We start from the raw sequence: 24,294 nt of genomic DNA, 5'->3' as shown, positions 1-24,294 counted from the left end.
TTCTCATGTTTAAAAATAAAGTTTTATTAATCACAGGTGGTACAGGTTCATTCGGTAATGCTGTTCTAAAACGCTTTTTAGAAACAGATATTAAAGAAATTCGTATCTTTAGTCGTGATGAAAAAAAGCAAGATGATATGCGTAAAAAATACCAGTCATCTAAGCTTAAATTCTATATTGGTGATGTTCGCGATTACACGAGTATTTTAAATGCAACACGCGGTGTTGACTACATTTACCATGCGGCAGCTTTAAAACAAGTGCCTTCATGTGAATTCCACCCAATGGAAGCAGTTAAAACCAATGTATTGGGTACGGAAAATGTTTTAGAAGCTGCCATTCAAAACCACGTAAAACGTATTGTATGTTTAAGTACAGATAAAGCTGTTTATCCCATCAATGCAATGGGTATTTCAAAAGCAATGATGGAAAAAGTCATTGTAGCGAAATCACGTAATTTAGAAGAACTAGATACGACTATTTGCTGTACACGTTATGGTAACGTGATGGCTTCACGAGGCTCAGTGATTCCCTTATTTGTCGATCAAATTCGTCAAGGGAAACCTTTGACAATAACAGATCCAAATATGACCCGCTTTATGATGACTCTGGATGATGCTGTTGACTTGGTGCTATATGCATTTGAGCATGGTCAAAATGGTGATATTTTTGTACAAAAAGCGCCAGCAGCAACCATCCATGTTTTAGCGCAAGCTTTAACTCAGTTATTAAATGTACCTGAGCATCCTATTTCAATTATGGGTACGCGTCATGGTGAAAAAGCTTTTGAAGCATTATTGAGTCGTGAAGAAATGGCTGTTGCTTTAGATCAAGGTTATTATTATCGCGTGCCAGCGGATCAGCGTGACTTAAACTATGCAAAATATGTTGAAAATGGTGATTTAAAAATTACCCAGTTTGAAGACTATAATTCTCATAATACCGAGCGTTTAGACGTTGAAGGCATGAAAAAATTGCTTTTAAAACTTGGTTTTGTTCGTGCCTTGACTCAAGGCCAATATATTGACCCAGAGGCATAAAATGAAAATTTTAGTCACAGGTTCAAATGGCTTTATCGCCAAAAACTTGATTCAGTTTTTAGCTGAAAAGTCAGATGTAGAAGTTTTGACGATTAACCGTCAATCAAATGCTGTTGAATTAGAATCATCCGTACTTTCTGCGGATTGGATTGTACATTTGGCTGGGGTAAACCGTCCTTTAAATGAACAAGAGTTTATTGATGGTAATGTTACGCTCACACAAAAAATAGCAGACATTCTTAGACAAGCAGAAAAGCAAACCCCGATTATTCTCTCTTCATCTATTCAGGCTGAACGTGATAATGCCTATGGACAAAGTAAGCTCGGTGGTGAACAAGCCCTATTAGATCTGCAGCAAAAGCAGGGCAATCCTATTTATATTTGCCGTTTAGCCAATGTGTTTGGTAAATGGTCACGTCCAAATTATAACTCGGCTGTTGCAACATTTTGCTATAACACTGCAAATGACTTACCGATTCAGATTCATGATGAAAATGCTGTTATTCGTCTAGTGTATGTAGATGACGTCGTAGAGTCATTCTGGAATATTATTCAGGGTACACAGCAGGTAGAACAAGTTTTTGCCATACAGCCTGAATATCAGATTAGCGTCGGTGAATTAGCACAAATGCTGCAAGATTTTAAAGAGTCTCGCAATACCTTAATTACCGGTCGTGTCGGAACAGGCTTAACTCGTGCACTTTATTCAACCTATTTAAGTTTTTTAAAACCTGAACAGTTTGACTATAGCGTACCTAAATATGGTGATCAGCGCGGTGTGTTTGTCGAAATGCTGAAAACCCCAGATGCAGGGCAATTTTCTTACTTTACTGCACATCCCGGTATTACCCGTGGTGGCCATTATCACCATACTAAAACTGAAAAATTCTTGGTAATTAGAGGTAAGGCATTATTCAAGTTTAAGCATGTGGTTACAGGTGAATTCTATGAGCTTCAAACTTATGGCGATGAACCACGAATTGTAGAAACTGTGCCAGGCTGGACCCATGATATTACCAATATTGGTAATGAAGAAATGGTAGTGATGCTTTGGGCAAATGAAATATTTGACCGTGAAAAACCAGATACTTATGCCATGCCACTAACAAATTAAGAGTTAAAATTGTGAAGAAATTAAAATTAATGACCGTTGTTGGAACGCGTCCTGAAATTATTCGTTTATCACGTGTTATGTCTGCGTGTGATCAATATTTTGATCATATTTTGGTACATACAGGCCAAAACTATGATTATGAACTCAATGAAATTTTCTTTACCGATTTGGGTATTCGTAAACCTGACCATTTTTTAAATGCAGCAGGTGCAACAGGTGCAGAAACGATTGGTAATGTCATTATTGCAGTTGATAAAGTTCTGGAAGAAGTTCAGCCAGAAGCTCTACTGATGTTAGGCGATACCAATAGCTGTATGGCGGTCATTCCTGCCAAGCGTCGTAAGATTCCAACTTTTCACATGGAAGCAGGAAACCGCTGCTTTGATATGCGTGTACCTGAAGAAATTAACCGTCGTATTGTCGATCATACTGCTGACATTAATTTAACTTATAGCACGATTGCACGAGATTATTTGTTGGCTGAAGGCCTGCCTGCAGATCAGGTGATTAAAACAGGTAGCCCAATGTTTGAAGTGCTACATCACTACAAGGCCAAAATTGAAGCTTCAGATGTATTGGTACGTTTGGGCTTAACAGAGCATCAATATTTCATTGTCAGTGCGCATCGTGAAGAAAATATTAACTCAGACCAAAACTTTTTAGATCTGGTTAAGATGCTCAATGCTGTGGCTGAGAAATATCAATATCCTGTGATTGTTTCAACGCACCCTCGTACCCGTAAGCGTATTGAAGAGTTGAATGTCGAATTTCACCCATTAATTCAGTTATTAAAGCCTCTCGGTTTTAGTGATTACAATAAATTGCAGCTTTCTGCAAAGGCTACTTTATCAGACAGTGGCACTATTAATGAAGAATCTTCTATCCTAAATTTTCCTGCTTTGAATTTACGTCAGGCGCATGAACGTCCTGAGGGAATGGAAGAAGCTGCGGTGATGATGGTGGGTTTAACTGCAGAACGGACTTTGCAAGGTCTAGATATTCTGGATCATCAACCACGTGGCGAAGAACGACTATTGCGCTTAGTTGCTGACTACAGTATGCCAAACGTGAGTGAAAAGGTGGCGCGTATAATTTTAAGTTATACCGACTATGTTAACCGTGTGGTGTGGAAGAAATACTAAGCTATGAAAATTCTTCTTTTAACGCAGTGGTTTGATCCTGAGCCTACATTTAAAGGGCTTGCTTTTGCCAAAGAATTAAAGCGACAAGGTCATGATGTTCAGGTACTCACTGGGTTTCCAAATTACCCGGGTGGGAAAATTTATGATGGTTATAAAATAAAACTTTCTCAACGTGAAGAAATAGATGGTATTTCTATTTTACGCGTGGCTTTATATCCCAATCATGATAGCTCTGCGTTAAAAAGAATTTTTAATTATATTAGCTTTGCTTTTATGGCAATGCTTTTTGGCATTTTTGCGACTAAAAAAGCCGATGTAATTTATGCTTATCACCCCCCATTAACCGTGGGGATAGCTGCTATTTTTATTAAGTTTTTCCGACGTATACCGATTGTCTATGACATTCAGGATATGTGGCCTGATACTTTAAAAGCAACAGGTATGCTGAATAACAATAAAATTTTAAGTCTTATTGGTTCAGTTTGTCAGTTAGTTTATAAATTAGTTGATCATATTGTCGTGTTATGTCCCGGCTTTAAAAAGCAGCTAATAGATAGGGAGGTTCCAGTAGAAAAAATTAGTGTTATTTATAATTGGTGTGATGAACAAGGTTTGACTCAAGCGCAGCCTGCAAAGATTGAATATCAACAACTCATGCAGAATAAATTTAATATTGTTTTTGCCGGAAATATGGGGAAAGCTCAGGCTTTGGATAGCATTTTAGATGTTGCTAAAGAAGTCCAGGATATTCAGGATATTCAATTCGTTTTTGTTGGTAGTGGGACAGAAACTGAGCGTCTAAAACAGCGTTTAATTAGTGAAAATATTTCAAATACTATCTTTATTCCACGTATGCCTATGGCAGAAGTTGGAGGGGTATTAGAGCTATCAAGTTTATTATTGGTACACTTAAAAAAAGATCCATTGTTTGAGATTACTGTACCATCTAAGACTCAAGCTTATATGGCAATGGGTAAACCTGTATTAATGGCTGTGGCAGGAGATGCTGCTGATCTTGTACGACGAGCTGAGTGTGGCTGTGTTGCAATCTCTGAGGATGTAGAAAGTATTCAGCAAGCTATTTTGAAAATTTATCACTTGTCTGCTAGTGAACAGCTGCAAATGGGCTTAAATGCGCACAACTTTTATCTACAAGAATTATCTTTAGAAAGTGGGGTCTTAAACTTTGTAACGATTTTTGAGAAAGTTAGTCGAAAAGTTTAATTTGAGAGAAAATGTAATGAAAGTTTTAATATTAGCCCCTCATGCAGACGATGAAGTGATTGGTATGGGAGGAACGATTGCGAAACTAACCTCCCAAGGACATGAAGTAGTATTAGCTATTTTAACAGGACCTGGTGATGGGACTCATCCGATATGGCCAAGTTCATTATGGGATGGTATTCGTACTGAGTGTTTAGATGCTGCAGAAATTTTAGGTATAACTCAAGTTATATTTAAAAATTTACCTGCTGCTTGTTTAGATCACTACCCGACATGGAAAGTGAATGGTGAAGTGGATAAGCTAATTCAAGAAGTTAATCCAGATGAAGTATATATTCCCTTTCAGCATGACTTACATCAGGATCATGGTGTAATCAATTACGCTGCATTGGTAGCTTTAAGACCATATTTATCAAAAAATAAAAATTTAAAGAGAGTGTTATGTTATGAGACACTTTCAGAAACCCATTTAGCGGCACCTTATTTAGTTGCTGCATTTCAACCTAATATTTTTGTTGATATAGAGAGTTTTTTAGAAAAAAAACTATTGGCAATGGCTGCTTATAAAAGTCAAGTTCAACCCTCAAATATGCCACGCTCACTTAAATCATTGGAATCTTTAGCTCATATTCGAGGAACACATATAGGCAGTATGGCAGCAGAAGGTTTTGTACTGATAGGTGAATATCAGCGATGAAATTCACAGTTGCTTTAAAACGATTAACAGATCTCATAATTTCTCTATTTTTATTAATACTCCTATCACCAATATTAATCGTTTGTACCCTGTTTATAAAATTAGGTGACAAGGGGCCAATATTTTATAAACAACAACGGGTAGGGCTTAATGGCTGTTTGTTTGAAATTTTAAAATTTCGTTCTATGACTGTAAATGAAAATAGATCAATTCGCCAAACCTTTAATACTGATCCAGAGGTAACATGGATTGGGAAAGTGATGCGTCGTACCAAAATAGATGAATTACCTCAACTGATTAATGTTGTAAAAGGAGATATGGGTTTGGTTGGCCCTAGACCATGTCTTACCATAACTTATGAAGAAATGCCTGAATGGGCAAAAGAGCGTTTTAAAGTTCGTCCTGGGATGACCGGATTAGCTCAAATTAATGGTAATATTTTTTTGAGTTGGGAAGAGCGCTGGAAATACGATATTCAATATGTAAAAAATTTATCTATTTTAAATGACATGAAAATTGTTTTTAAAACAATATTGGTGGTTATTTTTGGAGAAGATAAATTTAAAAAGGATGTGAAATGAAGCTTATAGTTATTGGTGGAGTAACAAGCACAAAAATATTAATTGATAAACTTCTAGATTCAAATATAGCTGATGTTACCGTTTATGGTTATGAGCCTAAAGATCATTCTTTAGTGAGTGGATGGACAGATTTATCTTATAGTCAAAATAAAGGATATGCTTATAAGGCATTTCAAAAAATAAATGACTTTGAAAATGAAATTGTAGAAGCAAACCCAGATTATATTTTTGTTGTTGGTCTTTCTCAATTAGTATCTAGAAAAATTATTGATGCTGCTAAAAAATTTTCTATCGGTTTTCATCCTACTGCTTTACCAAAAGGTAGAGGTAGAGCGCCTTTAGCATGGATTACTGAAAAATGTGGGGATGCGGCAGCGACTTTCTTTGAGTTGACAGAAAATGCTGATGAAGGACAAATTTTTATTCAGACCCCATTTTTGGTTGAAGAATCTGATGATGCAGAAAGTGTTGAAGCTAAATTATTGATTGCAGAAAAATATGCTTTAGATGGATTAATTTTTTCAATAAAAAATGAGCAGCTAAAGGGAGTACAGCAGTCAGAAGAACAGGCTACGTTTAATGGTAAACGTACTCACTTGGATGGTTGTATAAATTGGGAAAATACAGCCTATAAAGTTGACCGGTTAATTAAAGCGGCAACACGTCCACACCCTGGTGCTTTTACATTTTTTGAAGATTTAGAAATAAAAATCTGGAAGTCTGAAGTTTTATTTAATTCGCCCTATAATGGTGTTGTGGGGACTATTCAAAAAGTTGATAAAGAAGAGTTTATTATTCAATGTCTTGATCATTGTATTAGAGTGAAATGTTGGTCTACTTCTATTTCTTGGTTACCTAAAGTAGGGATGAGACTAGGATATATCAATTCTCTCGAAATTAATCAGCTAAGAAAAAAAGTAACAGACTTGAGTGAACGCTTAGAAGTAATAGAAACTCTTCTAAAAAATTTTGAGTAGTAATTAATTTTTTAAAATTAAATTTGAAAGATGTCGAAAGGGTTTGAAGTAATGGTTTTATTTATTGGTGTGTACGGTGCAAGTGGTTTTGGTAAGGAAGTTATGCCATTAGTTCGCCAGCAATTTCCAACTTTAGCCAAAGATAACTTTGTTTTTATCGATGATGGCCAAGCAGGTAATCATTTAAATGGCTATGTCGTTTTAAGCTATCAGGATTTTCTCGCTAAACCAAATACACATAAGGCTGTAACGATTGCTATCGCGAATAGTCAAGTTCGTGAAAAACTGGTTCAGTGTTTAAATGAGGACCAGATACAGCATCTAGATGTTCATGCAGGTAATACAGTTATTCTAGATGAGGTGCATATTGGTGAAGGAAGTTTACTTTGTCCTTTCACTTGTCTGACATCCAATATCAAAATTGGAAAATTCTTTCATGCCAATATTTATAGCTATGTCGCTCATGACTGTATTATCGGTGACTATGTCACCTTTGCTCCCGGGGTGAAATGCAATGGCAATATTCATATCGAAGATCACGCCTATATTGGTACAGGTGCTGTGATTAAACAGGGTACACCTGACCAGCCTTTAGTGATTGGTAAGGGTGCCGTGGTCGGTATGGGGGCTGTGGTCACCAAAAGTGTACCGCCCGGCGTGACAGTAGTCGGCAATCCGGCACGGATCTTAGAGAAAAAATAAGTTTTTAAATTTAAAAATTCAGGACACATCATGTTAAACACTGCATTTGAACCATGGCCAAGTTTTACTCAGGAAGAAGCGGATGCGGTTTCCCAGGTTTTGTTGTCGAATAAAGTCAACTACTGGACCGGACAGGAATGCCGCGAGTTCGAAAAAGAATTTGCCCGGTTTGCAGAAACCCGGTATGCAGTGGCATTGGCCAATGGAACAGTAGCACTTGATGTCGCACTCAAGGCATTAGGTATTGGCGCAGGGGATGATGTGATTGTTACCTCACGTACCTTTCTGGCCTCGGCCAGCTCCATTGTAACAGCTGGGGCAAACCCGGTCTTTGCCGATGTTGAACTGGACTCCCAAAATATCTCCCGCCGTACCATTGAAGCGGTGATCACACCCAATACCAAGGCCATTATCTGTGTACATCTGGCAGGCTGGATGTGCGACATGGACCCGATCATGCAGCTGGCTTCCGCTAAAGGCCTGTATGTGATCGAAGACTGTGCACAGGCGCATGGAGCAAAATATAAAGGTAAAGCTGCCGGTTCAATCGGTCATGTTGCGGCCTGGTCTTTCTGTCAGGACAAGATTATGACGACAGGTGGTGAAGGCGGCATGGTGACCACCAATGACGAAGTGCTGTGGAAAAAAATGTGGTCCTATAAAGATCATGGCAAGAACTTTGACAGCATCTATAACAAGCAGCATCCACCGGGTTTCCGCTGGCTGCATGATTCCTTTGGTACCAACTGGCGCATGATGGAAATGCAGGGTGTGATCGGACGTCTCCAGCTGAAAAAAATGCCGGAATGGACTGGAAAACGCCTTGCCAATATGGAAAAGATTTATGCGGCATTTGCAGACAGTTCATATTTTAGCGTCCATCGTCCATCCGATGATTATGTGCATGCTGCCTATAAATGTTATGTGCAGGTCAATATCGATACTTTGCCAGAAGGTTGGTCACGTGACCGGATCATGCAGGAAATCAGTGCGCAGAATGTGCCTTGTTTCAGTGGCTCCTGTTCAGAAGTTTATCTCGAGCATGCTTTTGATGATACGCCATGGCGTCCAGCACAGCGTTTGAAAAATGCGCAGCAATTGGGTGAAACCAGTCTGATGTTTTTAGTTCATCCTACTTTAAGTGATGAAAGTATTCATAAAACAGTCACGGCAATTCAACAGGTCATTCATAGAATAATTGCTTAAACTTTTGCAAGATAAGTGCACCGTATTCGGTGCATTTCTCTATATAATATCGTTCTAAGTTATTAATAAAGTCGTAATTCATTAAAAATTTATTAAAATTGAGAAAACGTACCCAGTGAAATCGATCATTACACCCTTTGTAGAATCACCACGAGTCGCCAAACTTGCATTTTTAATTATTCTAGATTTTTGTGCTTTTCCGGTCCTGATCTGGCTATGTTATGCCATTCGCCGATTCGATTTAGGCGCAGAAGTGGTACCGAATCTGGCTTTTGGTACGCTCTGGGTCAGTGTAATTGCAGTTGTATCCCTATTCGTGTGTGGTGTCTATCGCTTTATTGTCCGTACGTATAATGAAGTGTTTATGATTAAAATGGGGCTGGCGACGGCTCTGACTGTCGCTGGTCTTTATGCGCTGGCTTATTTCACGCCGGCATTTATTCCGACTTCTATTCCGCTGATGTTCGGCTTTATGATGTTTGCCTGGATCTGGTTTAGCCGGGGCATCATCCGTTTTATTATCCGTTCCTACTTGCAGGCCGATGTACAGAAAAAACGCATTGCGATTTATGGTGCGGGTCATGCCGGTCAACAGGTTGCTGCTGCACTGTATCGTTCCAATGAACATTTGCCGATCATGTTTATTGACGACAAACGCTCGCTGGCGGGACAGCAGCTTGGTCGACTTAAAGTCTATGATGCCCAGACTGCCTTAAAACTCATGCGCAAGCAAAAAATTGATGAAATTCTGATTGCGTTGCCTTCGGTAGGGCGGCTCCGTAAAAGTGAAATCATCAAGTTTTTAGAACCGGCTCATTTAAAAATTACTGAAATTCCAGGTCTGACCAAACTGGTCGATGGTGAAATTCGAATTTCTGATATTCAGGAAGTAGATATTATTGACCTGCTGGGACGTGATCCTGTTCCGCCGGTTCCTGAGCTGCTGGCCAGAAACATTAAAGATAAAGTGGTGATGGTCACAGGCGCGGGTGGTTCGATTGGTTCAGAGCTGTGCCGCCAGATCATTAAAAACCAGCCGGCCAAAATTATCATTTATGAACTGACTGAATTTGCGCTCTATAGTATTGAAAAAGAGTTACGCCTCACTGCAAGCTGTGAAATTATTCCGATTTTAGGTTCAGTTCTCGATGAACGTAAGTTAGAACGGGTGATTGAACAATATGGCGTACAGACTGTTTATCATGCTGCCGCCTATAAACATGTCCCGCTGGTCGAGTGTAATCCGCTGGCAGGTCTGAAAAACAATGCCGTTGGAACCGCCTTTAGTGTGAATGCAGCGGTGAAGAAAGGCGTCGAAACCTTTGTATTAATTTCAACTGATAAGGCGGTACGTCCAACCAACGTGATGGGGGCGACCAAACGTATGGCAGAGTTGTACTGTCAGGCTATGGCAGAGGCTCAGGACCAGACCCAGATCAGTATTGTGCGTTTTGGTAATGTGCTCGGTTCTTCGGGTTCGGTGGTGCCGCTGTTTAAACAGCAGATTGCCAAGGGTGGACCGATTACCGTGACTCATCCGGAAGTGACCCGGTTCTTTATGACCATTCCGGAAGCCTCGCAGCTGGTAATTCAGGCCGGTGCTTTGGGTACAGGAGGCGACGTGTTCCTGCTGGATATGGGCGAGCCAGTACGGATTCAGGATCTGGCTCGTCAAATGATTGCGCTGAGCGGACTCAAAGTCAGAGATAATAAAGACCCGAATGGTGATATTGAAATTCAATATACTGGGCTACGTCCAGGCGAAAAACTTTATGAAGAACTGCTGATTGACGAAGAAAATACAGAAATTACTTCACATACGCGTATTCTACGATCTGTCGAAAAACATTATCCATTAGCAGAAATTCTGGCAGTATTTAACCGCATACATGAACTTACAGCGACTCAAACCGACATTGAATGGGCGCTGGCACAATTAGAACATTATGTGGATGGTTATGTACGCGGTAACGAAATTAAAGTGAACTAGGTTTTTATAGATATGATTAAGAAAGCAATTCTCCCTGTGGCTGGTTTAGGTACGCGTTTCTTACCTGCCAGTAAATCCATTCCTAAAGAAATGGTGACAGTCGTGGATCGCCCTGCGATTGAATATGTGGTACGTGAAGCGGTTGCTGCCGGAATTGAGCAGATTATTCTGGTGACCCATTCTTCTAAAGCATCGATTGAAAATTATTTTGATCGTAACTTTGAACTTGAAACCACGCTTGAGCAAAAAAACAAAACGGACTTACTCAAAGAAATTACTGAAATTTTGCCTACAGGTGTGAGTGTGATTAGTGTACGCCAACCACAGCCTCTGGGTCTGGGCCACGCAGTACTGTGTGCCAAAGCCGTGATTGGCGATGATGACTTTGCGGTGTTACTACCAGATGTGCTAGTCAAGGATCAAGACCCTGAAAATGACCTGGCGCGTATGATTCAGCGTTATGAAGAATCTAAAGCGTCACAAATCATGGTGGAAGCAGTGCCTGAACATCTGGTCGACCAGTATGGCATTGTTGATGTTGCTGCATCGCCTGAGGAAGGTGAAAGCATAGTCATGCAAGGCATTGTCGAAAAACCGGCAGTCGGCACCGCACCATCAAATCTGTCTGTGGTCGGGCGTTATATTCTGCCGGCCAAAATCATGCAACTTTTAGAACAGACCCCACGCGGGGCAGGTAATGAAATCCAGCTGACCGATGCAATTGCAATGCTGCAACAAACAGAAGCTGTAGAAGCATATCGCATGAAAGGCCAGACCTTTGACTGTGGCAGTAAGTTGGGATATCTAAAAGCTGTTTTACATTATGGCGTCGATCATCCTAAACTCGGTAGCGAGTTTAAAGCATTGATTCAGGAACTGGCTTTGTAAGAAAAAATAATAAAAAGGAATATTATGAAAGTCGCAGTATTGGGAAAAACCTTATTTTCCGGAGTCATTTCAGCTCTTTTATCTGAATGTGGTCACCAGGTGGTCTGGTGTAACAGCTTCAATGCAGATGAGTCGGCCCGGCCCTATTTCCAGGATGAATCTCTTCAGCTATTACTGCAAAAACAGGAAAAATCTGGCTTTTTAAACTGTTGTGATTTTCAGCATCTGGATTTTAATCAGGATGTTTTTTTCTTTAGTTTTAATGCGACTGAAGAACAGCAGGCATTTCAGATGCTGGACACCATCCGGCATGCCTGTTTTGCCCATCCCAAACTGATGATTAATGCTTCGACCTTTGGCTTGCATGGCACCCAGCGCTTTCAGCAGTTATTGCCGAATGATGACTGGATTTATCTGCCGGATATTATTCAGGAAGGGAATGCACTGCGTAGCTTTACTCAGGCCACCCAGCTGATCGTGGGTTGTGATCATGCAGATATACAGCCTAAAATCAAAGAATTATTACGTCCCCTTTTTCCACGCGCGCAGCAGTATCTATTTATGCCGGTTCTGGATGCCGAATTTACCAAGCTGAGTATTTCCGGCATGCTGGCCACCCGGATCAGTTATATGAATGATCTGGCCAGTGTGGCAGAAAAGCTTGGCATTGATATTGAACAGGTACGGCAAGGCATGGCTGCGGATAACCGGATTGGTTCTGCCTATCTGTTCCCCGGTGTCGGTTTCGGTGGAGAAAATTTCTCACATGATATTCGGACTTTGACACATGCAGTGGCAGATTCAGGGGTAAAAAACCAGCTGTTGGAGCAGGTCTGGGATATTAACGAACAACAAAAAGAACTGCTGTTCCGTAAACTCTGGAATTATTTCCGCGGAGACTTAAAAGGCAAGGTCATTGCGATCTGGGGTGCAGCTTTTAAAGAAAACACGCCGAGTATCCAGCAGTCTCCGGTACATGCCATGCTGACCGCTTTGTGGGCGCAAGGCGTGACGGTCAAGCTACATGATCCTCAGGCAATCGCAAATATTGAAAAGGTTTATGGGCCACGGGAAGACCTGATCCTGTGTAAAGACCAGTATCAGGCCGTGGAAGGTGCGCATGCCTTGTGTCTGATGACGGCATGGAAACAGTATGGCAGTCCGGATTATCCGTATCTGATCAAGCTGATGCAGCATCCCCTGATTCTGGATGGGCGTAATCTGTATGATCCGACGTATGTCAAGACACGTGGTTTTAATTATATTGGGGTGGGACGTTAATGTTGAGCCATTTTAATCCAAATCTCGACACTGAAACTGTGTGTCAGAAACTCGCCTCGAACAAAGAACAGCTTCAGTCTGAGCATTTGCGGGAGCTGTTTGCGGCTGACCCGGAGCGCTTTAATCGATATTCTATCCAGTTTGAACAACTGCTATTCGATTATAGCAAACACAGAATCAATAAAAATGTGCTGCAGAGCCTGATCGAATGGGCCGATGCACAGAACCTCAGATCCTGGATTGGCTCCCTATTTTCCAATCAAAAAATCAACTATACCGAGCAGCGTGCTGCCATGCACTGGGCACTACGCCTGCCGAAACAGGATCAACAGCATGCTGATCTGGCAGCTGATGTACATGCCCAGCTGGAACGGATGTATGCCCTGGTAGAACAGATTCATGCCGGGCAGCGTCGCGGTGCCACCGGTGAAGTGATTCAGGATGTGGTCAATATTGGCGTCGGTGGATCAGATCTGGGTCCCTTGATGGTCACGCATGCCTTGTCTGATTTTAAATACCAGTCTGCCCAGCCACTCAACGTACATTTTGTTTCGACCATGGATGGCAGTCAGCTGTCCGAGCTGTTGCATCAGCTGCGTCCGGAAACGACACTGTTTATTATTTCCTCCAAATCCTTCGGCACCATTGATACCCTGACCAATGCCCAGACAGTACGCTTATGGCTGGAAAAGGCCTTAGGTCAACATCCTTATATTCTCAAGCATCATTTTATTGGAGTATCAACCAAGCCGGAAAAAATGACCGCATGGGGCATTGCGCCGGAAAACCAGTTGCTGCTCTGGGACTGGGTTGGCGGGCGTTATTCACTCTGGTCCTGTATCGGACTGCCAATTGCCTTGAGCATCGGGATTGAGGGTTTCAAGCAGCTGTTGGCCGGTGCTTATGCAGTTGACCAGCATTTTCAGTACCAGCCTTTTGAGCGCAATATTCCGGTGCTGATGGGACTTTTGGGAGCATGGAATACCAATTTTCTGGATATTCAGACCCATGCAATTCTGCCTTATGACGGACGGCTGAAATATTTTGCATCTTACTTGCAACAGCTGGAAATGGAATCCAACGGTAAGTCGATCCAGCGTAATGGCGAAAAAGTCCAGCTAGATACCTGCCCGATCATCTGGGGGGAGGTTGGACCGAATGCCCAGCATGCCTTCTATCAGTTATTGCATCAGGGTACGCAGTCAGTCAGCTGTGATTTTATTGCACCGGTAAAGCGTTATAATAGCCAGCAATATACCTATGCAGACAGTGCCGAAGCATTGGTCGAACAACATCATTTGGCATTATCCAACTGTCTGGCGCAGTCGCGTTTACTGGCTTTTGGTAATGAAGCGCTAGATCAGGCCGAATTGGCAAGTTTGCCGGCCTATAAACAGTATGAAGGTAATCAGCCGAGCAGCACCCTATTGCTGCAAGAGCTCAACCCATACAGTTTAGGCATGCTAATTGCACTCTATGAACATAAGGTATTTGTTCAGTCGGTGCTGTGGAACATTAACCCGTTTGATCAGTGGGGCGTGGAAAAAGGCAAGGAAATTGCCAACCAGTTACTGCCCATCCTGAATGGTGAACAGACCGATCTGGATGGTCTAGATGGCTCAACCCAAGGTTTAATTAAAGTTCTATTAGGAAAGTAAAATGGCGAAAATTCTGGTCACAGGTGGGGCCGGCTATATTGGTTCACATACATGTGTGGAGTTGCTGAATGCTGGACATGAAGTGATCGTGCTGGATAATTTGTGCAATAGCTCTTCCGAGTCCTTAAGCCGGGTAGAAAAGCTGACCCAAAAAAGCCTGACCTTTGTGGAAGGCGATATCCGGGATAGCCAGTTACTGGATCAGGTCTTTCAGCAACAGTCGATTGATGCAGTGATTCATTTTGCCGGGCTGAAAGCGGTGGGAGAAAGCCAGCAGATTCCTTTGGCCTATTTTGACAATAATATTGCCGGTTCCATCAGTCTGGTGCAGGCGATGCAGCGTGCACAGGTATTCAAACTGGTCTTCAGCTCTTCGGCTACGGTCTATGGTGAAAATAATCCTTCACCTTTAAATGAAGAGATGCCTACCGGAATGCCGACCAATAACTATGGCTATACCAAACTGATCGTAGAGCAGCTACTGGAAAAGCTGGCTGTGTCTGATGAACGCTGGTCGATTGCATTATTGCGTTATTTTAATCCGGTCGGTGCGCATAAAAGCGGCCAGATTGGAGAAGATCCACAAGGAATTCCTAATAACCTGATGCCTTATGTAACTCAGGTAGCTGTAGGCCGTCGTGAAAAACTGTCTATTTTTGGTCATGATTACGATACGGTCGATGGCACTGGCGTGCGGGACTATATTCATGTGGTTGATCTGGCTAGTGCACATCTCTGTGCTTTGAATAATCGTCTGGTTTCTCAAGGTTGTCGTGCCTGGAATATTGGTACCGGTAATGGGATTTCAGTGCTACAAGTCAAAAATACCTTCGAGCAGGTGAATGGTGTTGCTGTTCCATTTGAGTTGGTACCACGGCGTGAAGGCGATGTGGCGACCTGTTTTGCAGACAATGCGCGTGCAGTAAAAGAGTTGGGCTGGACCCCCGAATATGGCTTAGAGGATATGCTCGCCGATAGCTGGAAATGGCAGAAGCAGAATCCTAAAGGATATGGATCATAAATATGAATTTTATTTATGGGGTCATTTGTCATCAACTTACCCATTCACTGGTTTTTCTGGTGAATGAGCTGCTGAAAAGTCCTCATAGTATTATTCTCATTCATGTCGATCAGAAAGCCGACCTTGCCCCATTTCATACTCAATTCGGACAGCATGATCAGGTATATTTTTTAGCAGACCGGACAGATGTACGATGGGGCAGCTATAGCCAAATTGAGGTCATGTTAAAACTCCTGCAGGAAGCGCAAAAATATGATTACGGCTATTTTTTCTTCCTGTCCGGAGATGACATTCCTTTATGTTCCAATACAGCAAGAGAATTATTTCTAGAAAAAGAATATCAGAAACAGACCGAGTTTGTGGGTTATGATGATTTAGCAGATGATGTGGAACAACGGGTGAATGTCCTGTATTTACCGATTATGTATCAGAAAGCTAAATCACCATTATTTCAGTTACTGAACAGATGGGAATTATGGTATTGCCGGCACTTCCGTAAACAGGATATTTCTCATTTACCTAAACTCTATAAAGGTTCAAACTGGATTACCCTCACCGATCAGGCGGTGACATTTATTCTGGATTATCTAGAAGCAAATCCGGATTATACAAAAACCTTTAAATCTTCACTCTGTGCAGATGAAAGTAAGCGTCCGCTGAACCCCATGTCTATTTTTTAATTTGAGTTGGATTTCCAGCGGTGTGGTAGCAATTCTTCTATTTGGGTCACTTTATGGGTCGGCAATCTTTTCAGCACATCACTTAAATAGGCATACGGATCCAGCCCATTCGTAAGCGTCCGCTGAACCCCATGTCTATTTTTTAATTTGAGTTGGATTTCCAGCGGTGTGGTAGCAATTCTTCTATTTGGGTCACTTTATGGGTCGGCAATCTTTTCAGCACATCACTTAAATAGGCATACGGATCCAGCCCATTCAGCTTTGCTGACTGGATTAAAGTCATGATGTTTGCCGCTCGCTGACCACTGCGCAGCGAACCTGCAAATAACCAGTTCTTACGTCCCAACGCCCAAGGCCGCACCTGGTTTTCCACCCAATTATTGCAAATCGGTAGATTGCCATCATCCAGATAGCGGCTTAAAGCTGGCCAACGCTTCAGAGTGTAATTGATGGCCTTGGCGGTTGGAGAACTCGATGGCACCGTCAGTTGATGCTGGTTGAGCCATTCATACAGTTGTTGCATCACCGGTTGACTATGCTGTTGTCGGTATTCGCGGCGCTGTTCTGCTGTACCATCGGTCTTTCTCCTGAGTTCTGCTTCTATGGCATACAGTTTCTGAATCAGCACTAAGGCCTGTTCAGCGACCTGACTTTTCTTGGTCACATGCAGTTCATGGAATTTACGACGCGCATGCGCCATGCAGCCCACCTCAATAACTTGGCCTGATTTAAAGCGTGCTTTATAACCACTGTAATCATCACAGACCAGATGGCCCTGCCAGTCTTTCAGGAACGCTTCAGCATGCTGGCCTGAACGACTATCCTGAAAGTCATAAATCACGGCTTGAATTGGATTATATTGGGTTGTTGCATAGGCCCAGACATAACCTTTCTTCGGTTTTTTCTCATCATCACCCATCCGCATGATGGTGACTGGTGTTTCATCTGCATGCAGCACCCGCTGTTGCAGCACCACCTCTTTTAAAGCATTGGCCAGAGGCTCCAGTTCTACACCGCAGCGACCTATCCAGTCAGATAAAGTTGATCTAGAAAGCTCGATTCCCGCCCGCTGATAGATCAGACGTTGACGGTACAGCGGTAAATGATCTGCGTATTTCGAGACCAACACATGGCTCAGTAGTTCAGGACTGGCAATACCTTTATCAATCACATAGGCGGGCATCGCTTGCTGAGTCAGGGTGTCACACTGATCACAGACCCATTTGCCACGCACATGCTGTTCCTTATAGAACTGTGCCGGTCTGAAATGTAGTTTTTCACTGATATCTTCGCCGATACGACGCAAGGTGCAGCCACAAGCACATTGGGTTGATGTTGGTTCATGCTCGATACGGATGGTGTGTAGATGATCGGGCAGCAGTCGACGTTTAGGTTTGTTGACTGTGGCTTTGTGTGTCGCTGCATCAGTTTTATCTGCATTCAGCCGTTCCAGTTCCAGATCAACAGCGGCAATATCTTCTTCGACCGCTTCATCCCACAGATGGATTTGTTTTGCGGTGAGATGTTCGTTTTTACTGCCAAATTTGTGCTGTTTAAATAGTGCGAGCTCATGCTCGTATTTTTGCGTGAGAATGGAAAGATGTTGAACTTTGGCATCCAATTGCTGGTTTGATTTTTCTAATTCTTGATTTGATTGTGCCAAAGACTGATGCTGCATTGCCAACTGCCGGGTAAATTCCAGCAGTTGTTCATGGGTCAGTTGGCTTAAATCAGGCAGTGTATTCATGACCGCAGTATGCCTGAGGTCATGAGAAGAATGAAATAGAACGTTTGGAGAATAGCAGAATGGACCAAGCTAGTTTAGAGCATTGTGACCACTTGCTGTCGTCCAATGCGCTGCCAAGGCAAACCCTGGATCAGTGCCTGTAACTGTTCTGGACTGAGTGCCAGGGTTTCACCCTGATGAACTTTAGCCCAGTGAAATTTGCCCTGTTCCAACCGCCGAGAACACAGCCAGATCCCCAGTCCATCATGTACCAGCACTTTCATGCGATGGCCACGTTTATTACAGAACAGGTAAGCACAATGCGGTTTAATGTAGCCAAAGGCTCTCACCACCTGAGCCATGGCCGTATCCATACCTGCACGCATGTCCATGGGCTGGGTAGACAACCAGATTTCATCGATACGGATCATGTTGTAAGTGCCTTGAGTAATTCTGCTAAAGCAGATATTTCTGATACTTGCCATTTCAAGCCAATTTCTGCTTTTGAGTGGGGTAAAGTAATTTGAACTTTTAACATGTCAGTAGGAGTATGATCTAATGGTGCAGAGCAAGATAAGGCAATAAATGCAGGTTTATTCGATAGTGGTGAGCGATCACTCCTTGGCTTAGCATCAATTAAGCGAATCCATTTGGATACAAGATTTGTATTCAATCCATGTTGCAAAGCGACTGAAGCAATTGAAACCTCCGATGCTTTACACGCCTGAACGATATGCTGTTTAAATTCAGCACTATATGTTCTTCGTATTATCGTAAGAGATGCGATGGATGTCTGATTATTTGTAGTCATAAATTTAAGTCCCCACTTGTTTTTAAGTGAGGACTAAATTAAGGCTTATAGGACGAATTCATAAGGTGTGTTCAGCGGACGCTTACAGATGAAATCTTTTTCCATACCATTATTTATAATTCCCATTTTCAGCAACGCATCTATCGTGCCCAGCATAGGATAGAGGATTGTGAAACAGGGCTAAGATATATTGACTGGGATTCAGGACCGGATTATCCCAGAACTTTAGATGTGTCTGATTTTGATAAAATGAGTAAGCATCCGGCTAACACAGCCTTACCAAGCGATCCTATAAGCCTTAATTTAGTTCCCACCTAAAAACAAGTGGGGACTTAATCCATGAACATGGATATATATTCAGCAACACCTCCTGTTGCTAAAAAACGCCGAAAATACAGCAAAGAATTCAAACTCAGTATTGTCAATGCCTGCAAAAATCCTAATACCTCGATCGCTTCGGTCGCACTGCAACATAGTATTAATGCCAACCTTGTCAGTCGTTGGATCAGGATCTTCAGCCATCATGAGGGTGCCGTGCAGGATCCTACTCATGTGAATCCAGCATTTATTGCTTTGCCTTACACTGCTGCAATCAGCCAACCTATTGATGAGAGGATCACGTTGTGTATCACCGTGCCTCATACGAATAATGATATTCAGCTAAAATGGCAGACATCAGAAATACCTGCCTTGGCAGAATTACTCAAGGCACTTGCAACATGATCCGCATTGATGAAATCTGGTTGTCTACTCAGCCCATGGACATGCGTGCAGGTATGGATACGACCATGGCTCAGGTGGTGAGAGCCTTTGGCTACATCAAACCGCATTGTGCTTACCTGTTCTGTAATAAACGTGGCCATCGCATGAAAGTGCTGGTACATGATGGATTGGGCATCTGGCTGTGTGCCCGGCGGCTGGAACAGGGCAAATTTCACTGGGCTCAAGTTCACCAAGGTGAAACCGTGGCCCTCAGCCCGGAACAGTTACAGGCACTGATCCAAGGTTTGCCCTGGCAGCGCATTGGACGACAGCAGGTGGTGACGATGCTTTAAACCAGGCTGTTCCATTCTGCTATTCTCCAAACGTTCTATTTCATTCTTCTCATGACCTCAGGCATACTGCGGTCATGAATACGCTGCCTGACTTAAGCCAACTGACCCATGAACAACTGCTGGAATTCACCAGGCAGTTGGCGCTGCAGCATCAGTCTCTAGCACAATCAAACCAACAATTGGATGCCAAAGTTCAACATCTTTCTATTCTCAATCAAAAATACGAGCATGAACTGGCGCTGTTTAAAAAGCACAAATTCGCCCAAAAGAATGAACACTTAACGGCAAAACAAATCCATCTGTGGGATGAAGCGGTTGAAGAAGATATTGCCGCGGTTGATCTAGAACTGGAACGGCTAAATGCAGATAAAACCAATGCAGCGACACAGAAAGCCAAAACCAATAAACCTAAACGTCGACCACTGCCAGATCATCTACACACCATCCGTATTGAGCATGAACCTGCATCAACCCAATGTGCTTGTGGCTGCCAACTCCGTCGTATCGGCGAAGATGTCAGTGAAAAACTGCATTTCAGACCGGCACAGTTCTATAAGGAACAGCATGTGCGTGGTAAATGGGTCTGTGATCAGTGTGACACTCTGACTCAGCAAGCGATGCCCGCCTATGTGATTGATAAAGGCATTGCTTCACCTGAATTGCTCAGCCATGTGCTGGTATCGAAGTATGCCGATCATTTGCCGCTGTACCGTCAGCGCCTGATCTATCAGCGGGCTGGCATTGATCTGTCCAGATCCACTTTATCTGACTGGATAGGTCGCTGCGGTGTAGAACTGGAACCTCTGGCCAATGCCTTAAAAGAGGTGGTGCTGCAACAGCGGGTGCTGCATGCAGATGAAACACCGGTCACCATCATGCGGATGGGTGAGAATAATAAAAAACCGAAGAAAGGTTATGTCTGGGCCTATGCCACCACACAGTATAATCCAGTTCAGGCGGTGATCTATGACTTTCAGGATAGTCGTTCAGGCCAGCATGCTGAAGAGTTCTTGAAAGGCTGGCAGGGCTATCTAGTCTGTGATGATTACAGTGGTTATAAAGCACGTTTTAAATCAGGCCAGGTGATTGAGGTGGGGTGCATGGCCCATGCACGTCGTAAATTCCATGAACTGCATGTAACTGGGAAAAGTCAGGTTGCTGAACAGGCCTTAGTGCTGATTCAGAAACTGTATGCGATAGAAGCAGAACTCAGGAAAAAGACTGATGGTACAGCGGAAGACCGCCGCGAATACCGACAACAGCATAGTCAACCAGTGATGCAACAACTATATGAATGGCTCAACCAACATCATCTGACAGTGCCATCGAGTTCTCCCACCGCCAAGGCTATCAATTACACTCTGAAGCGTTGGCCAGCCTTAAGCCGCTATCTGGATGATGGCAATCTACCAATATGCAACAATTGGATAGAGAATCAGATGCGTCCCTGGGCGTTGGGACGCAAGAACTGGCTGTTTGCAGGTTCGCTGCGCAGTGGTCAGCGAGCGGCAAACATCATGACTTTAATCCAGTCAGCAAAGCTGAATGGCTTGGATCCGTATGCCTATTTAAGTGATGTGCTGAAAAGGTTACCGACACACAAAGTGACCCAAATTGAAGAATTGCTGCCGCACTGCTGGAAACCTAAATCGAATTAAAAAATAGGTATGGGATTCAGCGGACGCTTACTAAAATGAGGCAATCAGGCATGCTGTTTGCGCGGAAAATGAATGCAAATATTGCAGTCGAGATACTCGAAAAATATTTTCCATAAGAATTTAAGGCTGGAACAGTACCCTAAAAACTGGAGTCTTTTCTCTGGTTTAAAGGGCACTGGTTTCAGTTTTTTTTGAGTATTTAAGCTTCGCCCTGGATCAGTTTTGTCAACTCATCGACATAGTCCTGCATTGGTCGTGGATTCTGGTCACGACGGCTTTCAATATTCAAACGCAGTAAAGGTTCAGTATTGGAGGCACGGACATTAAAACGCCATGCACCAAAATCCAAACTGACTCCATCCGTCTGGTCGATAGCAGGGTTTTGATCGGTATAATGATCAAAGAGCTTTTGAATCGTAATTTGAGTATCTGAAACTTTAAAGTTGATTTCACCTGAGCATGGAAATTTGGCAATCATTTCTTCGACTAGAGAGGATAATGATTTTCCTGTTTCAGAAAGTACTGCTATTGCCAGTAACCACGGAATCATCCCGCTATCACAATAGGCAAAGTCACGGAAATAGTGATGGGCACTCATTTCCCCGCCATAAGCTGCATTATGTTCACGCATCACATCTTTGATAAAGGCATGGCCTGACTTGGACTGAACCGTGATCCCTTGGAATTGTTCCACGATATCCAGCGTATTCCAGACCAGACGTGGATCATGGACAATTTTCTCACCAGCCTGTTTCAATAAGAAAGCCTGTGCTAACAGACCGACAATATAATAACCTTCAATAAACTGGCCTTTTTCGTCGAACAGGAAGCAGCGGTCAAAGTCGCCATCCCAGGCAATGCCCATATCCGCACCATGCTGAATGACCGCATCACGGGTACTATCACGGTTTTCAACCAGAATTGGATTCGGGATGCCATTCGGGAAGTTACCATCAGCTTCATTATGAATTTTGATAAATTCAACCGGAATCTGTAGCTGTTGAAACTTCTGTTCAATCGCATCCACTACATGACCTGCGGCACCATTGCCAGCATTCATCACCAGTTTTATCGGGTGGATTTTTGCCGGATCGATATAGGTCATCAGGTGATCGATAAATTCTGGAAGGATATTATATTGTTCAGTATAACCTTTTTGGACAACCTCAATGAATTCTCCTGATTCTGCCAAGGCCTGAATCTCTTTAAGACCAGTATCGGCACTGATCGGGCGGGCATTTTCACGTACCAATTTCATACCATTATAGTCCATCGGATTATGACTGGCCGTCACTTCAATTCCACCTTGGACATCCAGGTGGAAAGCTGCGAAATAAACTTCTTCAGTCCCGGTCATGCCCAAATCCAGCACGTTGACTCCAGCATCATTTAAACCGCGAGTAGTCGCCTGTTTTAAGCCCTCACTGCTCAGGCGTATGTCACAACCAATCACCACGGTTTTCGGTTGGTAGATCTGTCCGTAAGCACGACCAATTTTATAGGCAATCTCTTCATTGAGTTCTGTGCCCAGTTTGCCGCGAATATCATAGGCTTTAAAGCAAGTCAGTTTTGTCATGTGATTTCTCAAAATTCGCAAAAAAGAGTTGAAGTTATAAGGGATTAAAACAGTATAGAGATAAATGGATAAAATGAAAAAAACCTCTATAAAAAATTACAGAGGTTATATCATTGATTATACAGTTGAATATAAGTATGACTCAGAGTGTTATTTAAAAATTGTGCAATGTAATTCCCACTGAGGCTAAACCGTACTTTTTATCTAAACGAGAAGCCGTGACACCATTATATAAGAAAGGGACATAACCGATTAAATTATGCTGATACATTTCACCCTTAATAAAGCCTCTAACTTGAGGACTAAAATCATAGTTTAATTTAAGTCCTATACTATGGTTATCTTTAATGGGTGCAGCACCGAAATTACTGATCCGGTCATCAATGTCTTTACGCCATAAGCGTTGATACTGATAGGCCAATTGACTTTCAAAATTACGATAACGCCAATTCCAAGAACCGCCAAATCCTGCATAAAAAGCGTCATAATTCAGATCTTTTTGAATATCGATCCCAAACTCATTTGCATCACCGGCTACATTCAACTCTTTCACAATTAAATCATCAATTGTACAGGGTTGACTGAGCTGACCAGTATATTGATTATTAGACTGAATTTGGAAATCCATGAGGCAGCCATTTTTCTGCCCTTGGATATTTAATTGATCTACTTTTACCTTACTATAGCCAAGGGTCGTAAATAAATTAACCATATTCATATGATCGATTTTACGGCTAAAAATACTGTCTAGTTGTAATTGCCAATCTTGAGCATCTTGAACCGTAATTTGTTCTAAAGTACGATTTTGGATCTGCGTAGGGGTGGATTTTTTGATTTCATCAGAAAAATTGCCCCAAGTACTCAGACGGAATGTCACGGTATCATTTTTGTTTAGATTAAAGTCAGGTGTGTAACGCACCGCAAGGAGAGGGCTGGAAATCGTATTGGTATCTTGCGCATAATCAATTTCCCGATACTGGTAACTGGCTTCTAAGCCCCAGATTGGAGAGAATTTATGCATAAGATGTACATGTGCACCGATATAATCTCCGGCTCCTTCTGAAACACCTTCACTTTCTCGAATATTAAAGACATCAATCGTATCATTTACTGCATCTATACCGATACTGAGTGCAGTATCAGTTTGAGTAAAGCTATTGGCTTGCAAATATAGATCATTTGGTGCAGCCCAAGCGGTAAAAGAAGACAGTAGGCCTAATCCCAGCGTTGTAAAAGCATATTTCATGTATTTAATCACTTTAGAATA

The 24,294-nt window shown here is 42.5% G+C and carries 23 protein-coding genes and 1 pseudogene; 18 read left to right on the top strand and 6 right to left on the bottom strand.

All coding sequences use genetic code 11. The annotated features are described in order from the left end of the window. Nucleotides 1–5: 5 nt before the first annotated feature. The 15 genes from AC4MDD_RS17635 to AC4MDD_RS17565 all read left to right on the top strand — a co-directional run bounded on the left by AC4MDD_RS17635 (nt 6) and on the right by AC4MDD_RS17565 (nt 16,201). Nucleotides 6–1,040 carry a polysaccharide biosynthesis protein gene (locus AC4MDD_RS17635; protein ID WP_491882113.1) on the top strand — a complete coding sequence of 345 codons (1,035 nt, stop codon included), beginning with the start codon at nt 6–8 and terminating at the stop codon, nt 1,038–1,040. A 1-nt stretch (nt 1,041) separates the two neighbouring features. Continuing rightward, on the top strand, nt 1,042–2,154 hold the full coding sequence (gene wbjC, locus AC4MDD_RS17630) for a UDP-2-acetamido-2,6-beta-L-arabino-hexul-4-ose reductase (protein WP_491882112.1): 1,113 nt from the start codon (nt 1,042–1,044) through the stop codon (nt 2,152–2,154). Between the two features lie 11 nt (nt 2,155–2,165). Then, nucleotides 2,166–3,296, top strand: coding sequence for a non-hydrolyzing UDP-N-acetylglucosamine 2-epimerase (gene wecB, locus AC4MDD_RS17625; protein WP_491882111.1), 1,131 nt, complete (start codon nt 2,166–2,168; stop codon nt 3,294–3,296). 3 nt (nt 3,297–3,299) lie between these two features. Next, the gene (locus tag AC4MDD_RS17620) at nt 3,300–4,520 is read left to right on the top strand and encodes a glycosyltransferase family 4 protein (RefSeq protein ID WP_491882110.1); all 1,221 of its coding nucleotides are present in this window, start codon (nt 3,300–3,302) and stop codon (nt 4,518–4,520) included. A gap of 16 nt (nt 4,521–4,536) precedes the next feature. Then, the gene (locus tag AC4MDD_RS17615; RefSeq protein ID WP_160232171.1) at nt 4,537–5,217 is read left to right on the top strand and encodes a PIG-L deacetylase family protein; all 681 of its coding nucleotides are present in this window, start codon (nt 4,537–4,539) and stop codon (nt 5,215–5,217) included. Next, entirely contained in the window at nt 5,214–5,798 is a 585-nt protein-coding gene (locus AC4MDD_RS17610) for a sugar transferase (RefSeq protein WP_491882109.1), read from the top strand. Before AC4MDD_RS17615 ends, AC4MDD_RS17610 begins: the two co-directional genes overlap by 4 nt. Then, a complete protein-coding gene (locus AC4MDD_RS17605) occupies nt 5,795–6,775 on the top strand; it encodes a methionyl-tRNA formyltransferase (RefSeq protein ID WP_491882108.1) in 981 nt (326 codons plus the stop codon). The genes AC4MDD_RS17610 and AC4MDD_RS17605 overlap by 4 nt, the downstream gene beginning before the upstream one ends. Before the next feature lie 51 nt (nt 6,776–6,826). After that, nucleotides 6,827–7,477: a NeuD/PglB/VioB family sugar acetyltransferase gene (locus AC4MDD_RS17600; protein WP_491882107.1), complete on the top strand. Its 651-nt coding sequence runs from the start codon at nt 6,827–6,829 to the stop codon at nt 7,475–7,477. A gap of 30 nt (nt 7,478–7,507) precedes the next feature. Next, nucleotides 7,508–8,683: a DegT/DnrJ/EryC1/StrS family aminotransferase gene (locus AC4MDD_RS17595; RefSeq protein ID WP_491882106.1), complete on the top strand. Its 1,176-nt coding sequence runs from the start codon at nt 7,508–7,510 to the stop codon at nt 8,681–8,683. Nucleotides 8,684–8,798: 115 nt separating this feature from the next. Next, entirely contained in the window at nt 8,799–10,673 is a 1,875-nt protein-coding gene (locus AC4MDD_RS17590) for a polysaccharide biosynthesis protein (RefSeq protein WP_491882105.1), read from the top strand. A gap of 12 nt (nt 10,674–10,685) precedes the next feature. Next, entirely contained in the window at nt 10,686–11,561 is an 876-nt protein-coding gene (gene galU, locus AC4MDD_RS17585; protein ID WP_338840187.1) for a UTP--glucose-1-phosphate uridylyltransferase GalU, read from the top strand. Between the two features lie 24 nt (nt 11,562–11,585). Next, nucleotides 11,586–12,842 carry a nucleotide sugar dehydrogenase gene (locus AC4MDD_RS17580; RefSeq protein WP_491882104.1) on the top strand — a complete coding sequence of 419 codons (1,257 nt, stop codon included), beginning with the start codon at nt 11,586–11,588 and terminating at the stop codon, nt 12,840–12,842. Continuing rightward, on the top strand, nt 12,842–14,500 hold the full coding sequence (gene pgi / locus AC4MDD_RS17575) for a glucose-6-phosphate isomerase (protein ID WP_491882103.1): 1,659 nt from the start codon (nt 12,842–12,844) through the stop codon (nt 14,498–14,500). Before AC4MDD_RS17580 ends, pgi begins: the two co-directional genes overlap by 1 nt. 1 nt (nt 14,501) lies before the next feature. After that, on the top strand, nt 14,502–15,521 hold the full coding sequence (galE, locus tag AC4MDD_RS17570; protein ID WP_491882102.1) for a UDP-glucose 4-epimerase GalE: 1,020 nt from the start codon (nt 14,502–14,504) through the stop codon (nt 15,519–15,521). A gap of 2 nt (nt 15,522–15,523) precedes the next feature. Then, nucleotides 15,524–16,201, top strand: a complete 678-nt coding sequence (locus AC4MDD_RS17565; RefSeq protein WP_491882101.1) for a beta-1,6-N-acetylglucosaminyltransferase — start codon at nt 15,524–15,526, stop codon at nt 16,199–16,201. Here the strand turns inward: AC4MDD_RS17565 and AC4MDD_RS17560 are convergent. The 4 genes and pseudogenes from AC4MDD_RS17560 to tnpA all read right to left on the bottom strand — a co-directional run. Then, a pseudogene (locus tag AC4MDD_RS17560) lies at nt 16,198–16,317 on the bottom strand (transposase domain-containing protein); the annotation flags it as partial. The gene AC4MDD_RS17565 and the pseudogene AC4MDD_RS17560 overlap by 4 nt on opposite strands. A gap of 26 nt (nt 16,318–16,343) precedes the next feature. Then, nucleotides 16,344–17,948, bottom strand: a complete 1,605-nt coding sequence (gene tnpC, locus AC4MDD_RS17555) for an IS66 family transposase (RefSeq protein ID WP_491881702.1) — start codon at nt 17,946–17,948, stop codon at nt 16,344–16,346. A 74-nt stretch (nt 17,949–18,022) separates the two neighbouring features. Further along, nucleotides 18,023–18,358 (bottom strand): IS66 family insertion sequence element accessory protein TnpB, encoded by a 336-nt coding sequence (gene tnpB, locus AC4MDD_RS17550; RefSeq protein ID WP_004684362.1) that lies wholly within the window; start codon nt 18,356–18,358, stop codon nt 18,023–18,025. Then, entirely contained in the window at nt 18,355–18,738 is a 384-nt protein-coding gene (gene tnpA / locus AC4MDD_RS17545; protein WP_491881703.1) for an IS66-like element accessory protein TnpA, read from the bottom strand. Before tnpA ends, tnpB (AC4MDD_RS17550) begins: the two co-directional genes overlap by 4 nt. 339 nt (nt 18,739–19,077) lie before the next feature. Between tnpA and AC4MDD_RS17540 the strand changes: the two genes are divergently transcribed. The 3 genes from AC4MDD_RS17540 to AC4MDD_RS17530 all read left to right on the top strand — a co-directional run bounded on the left by AC4MDD_RS17540 (nt 19,078) and on the right by AC4MDD_RS17530 (nt 21,451). Further along, on the top strand, nt 19,078–19,461 hold the full coding sequence (locus AC4MDD_RS17540; protein WP_001055585.1) for a transposase: 384 nt from the start codon (nt 19,078–19,080) through the stop codon (nt 19,459–19,461). A 20-nt stretch (nt 19,462–19,481) separates the two neighbouring features. Further along, entirely contained in the window at nt 19,482–19,793 is a 312-nt protein-coding gene (tnpB, locus tag AC4MDD_RS17535; RefSeq protein WP_158319084.1) for an IS66 family insertion sequence element accessory protein TnpB, read from the top strand. Nucleotides 19,794–19,867: 74 nt separating this feature from the next. Beyond that, nucleotides 19,868–21,451 carry an IS66-like element ISAba25 family transposase gene (locus tag AC4MDD_RS17530; protein WP_491882100.1) on the top strand — a complete coding sequence of 528 codons (1,584 nt, stop codon included), beginning with the start codon at nt 19,868–19,870 and terminating at the stop codon, nt 21,449–21,451. Nucleotides 21,452–21,650: 199 nt separating this feature from the next. Here AC4MDD_RS17530 and AC4MDD_RS17525 read toward each other — a convergent pair whose 3' ends face one another. Both AC4MDD_RS17525 and AC4MDD_RS17520 read right to left on the bottom strand, forming a co-directional pair. Next, the gene (locus AC4MDD_RS17525) at nt 21,651–23,027 is read right to left on the bottom strand and encodes a phosphohexomutase domain-containing protein (protein ID WP_491882099.1); all 1,377 of its coding nucleotides are present in this window, start codon (nt 23,025–23,027) and stop codon (nt 21,651–21,653) included. A gap of 154 nt (nt 23,028–23,181) precedes the next feature. Next, on the bottom strand, nt 23,182–24,273 hold the full coding sequence (locus AC4MDD_RS17520; protein WP_491882098.1) for a hypothetical protein: 1,092 nt from the start codon (nt 24,271–24,273) through the stop codon (nt 23,182–23,184). Nucleotides 24,274–24,294 lie beyond the last annotated feature (21 nt).

This window comes from Acinetobacter sp. CAU_H_29a_1, from assembly GCF_058599505.1.
This window is presented reverse-complemented; position numbering and strand designations above follow the sequence as displayed.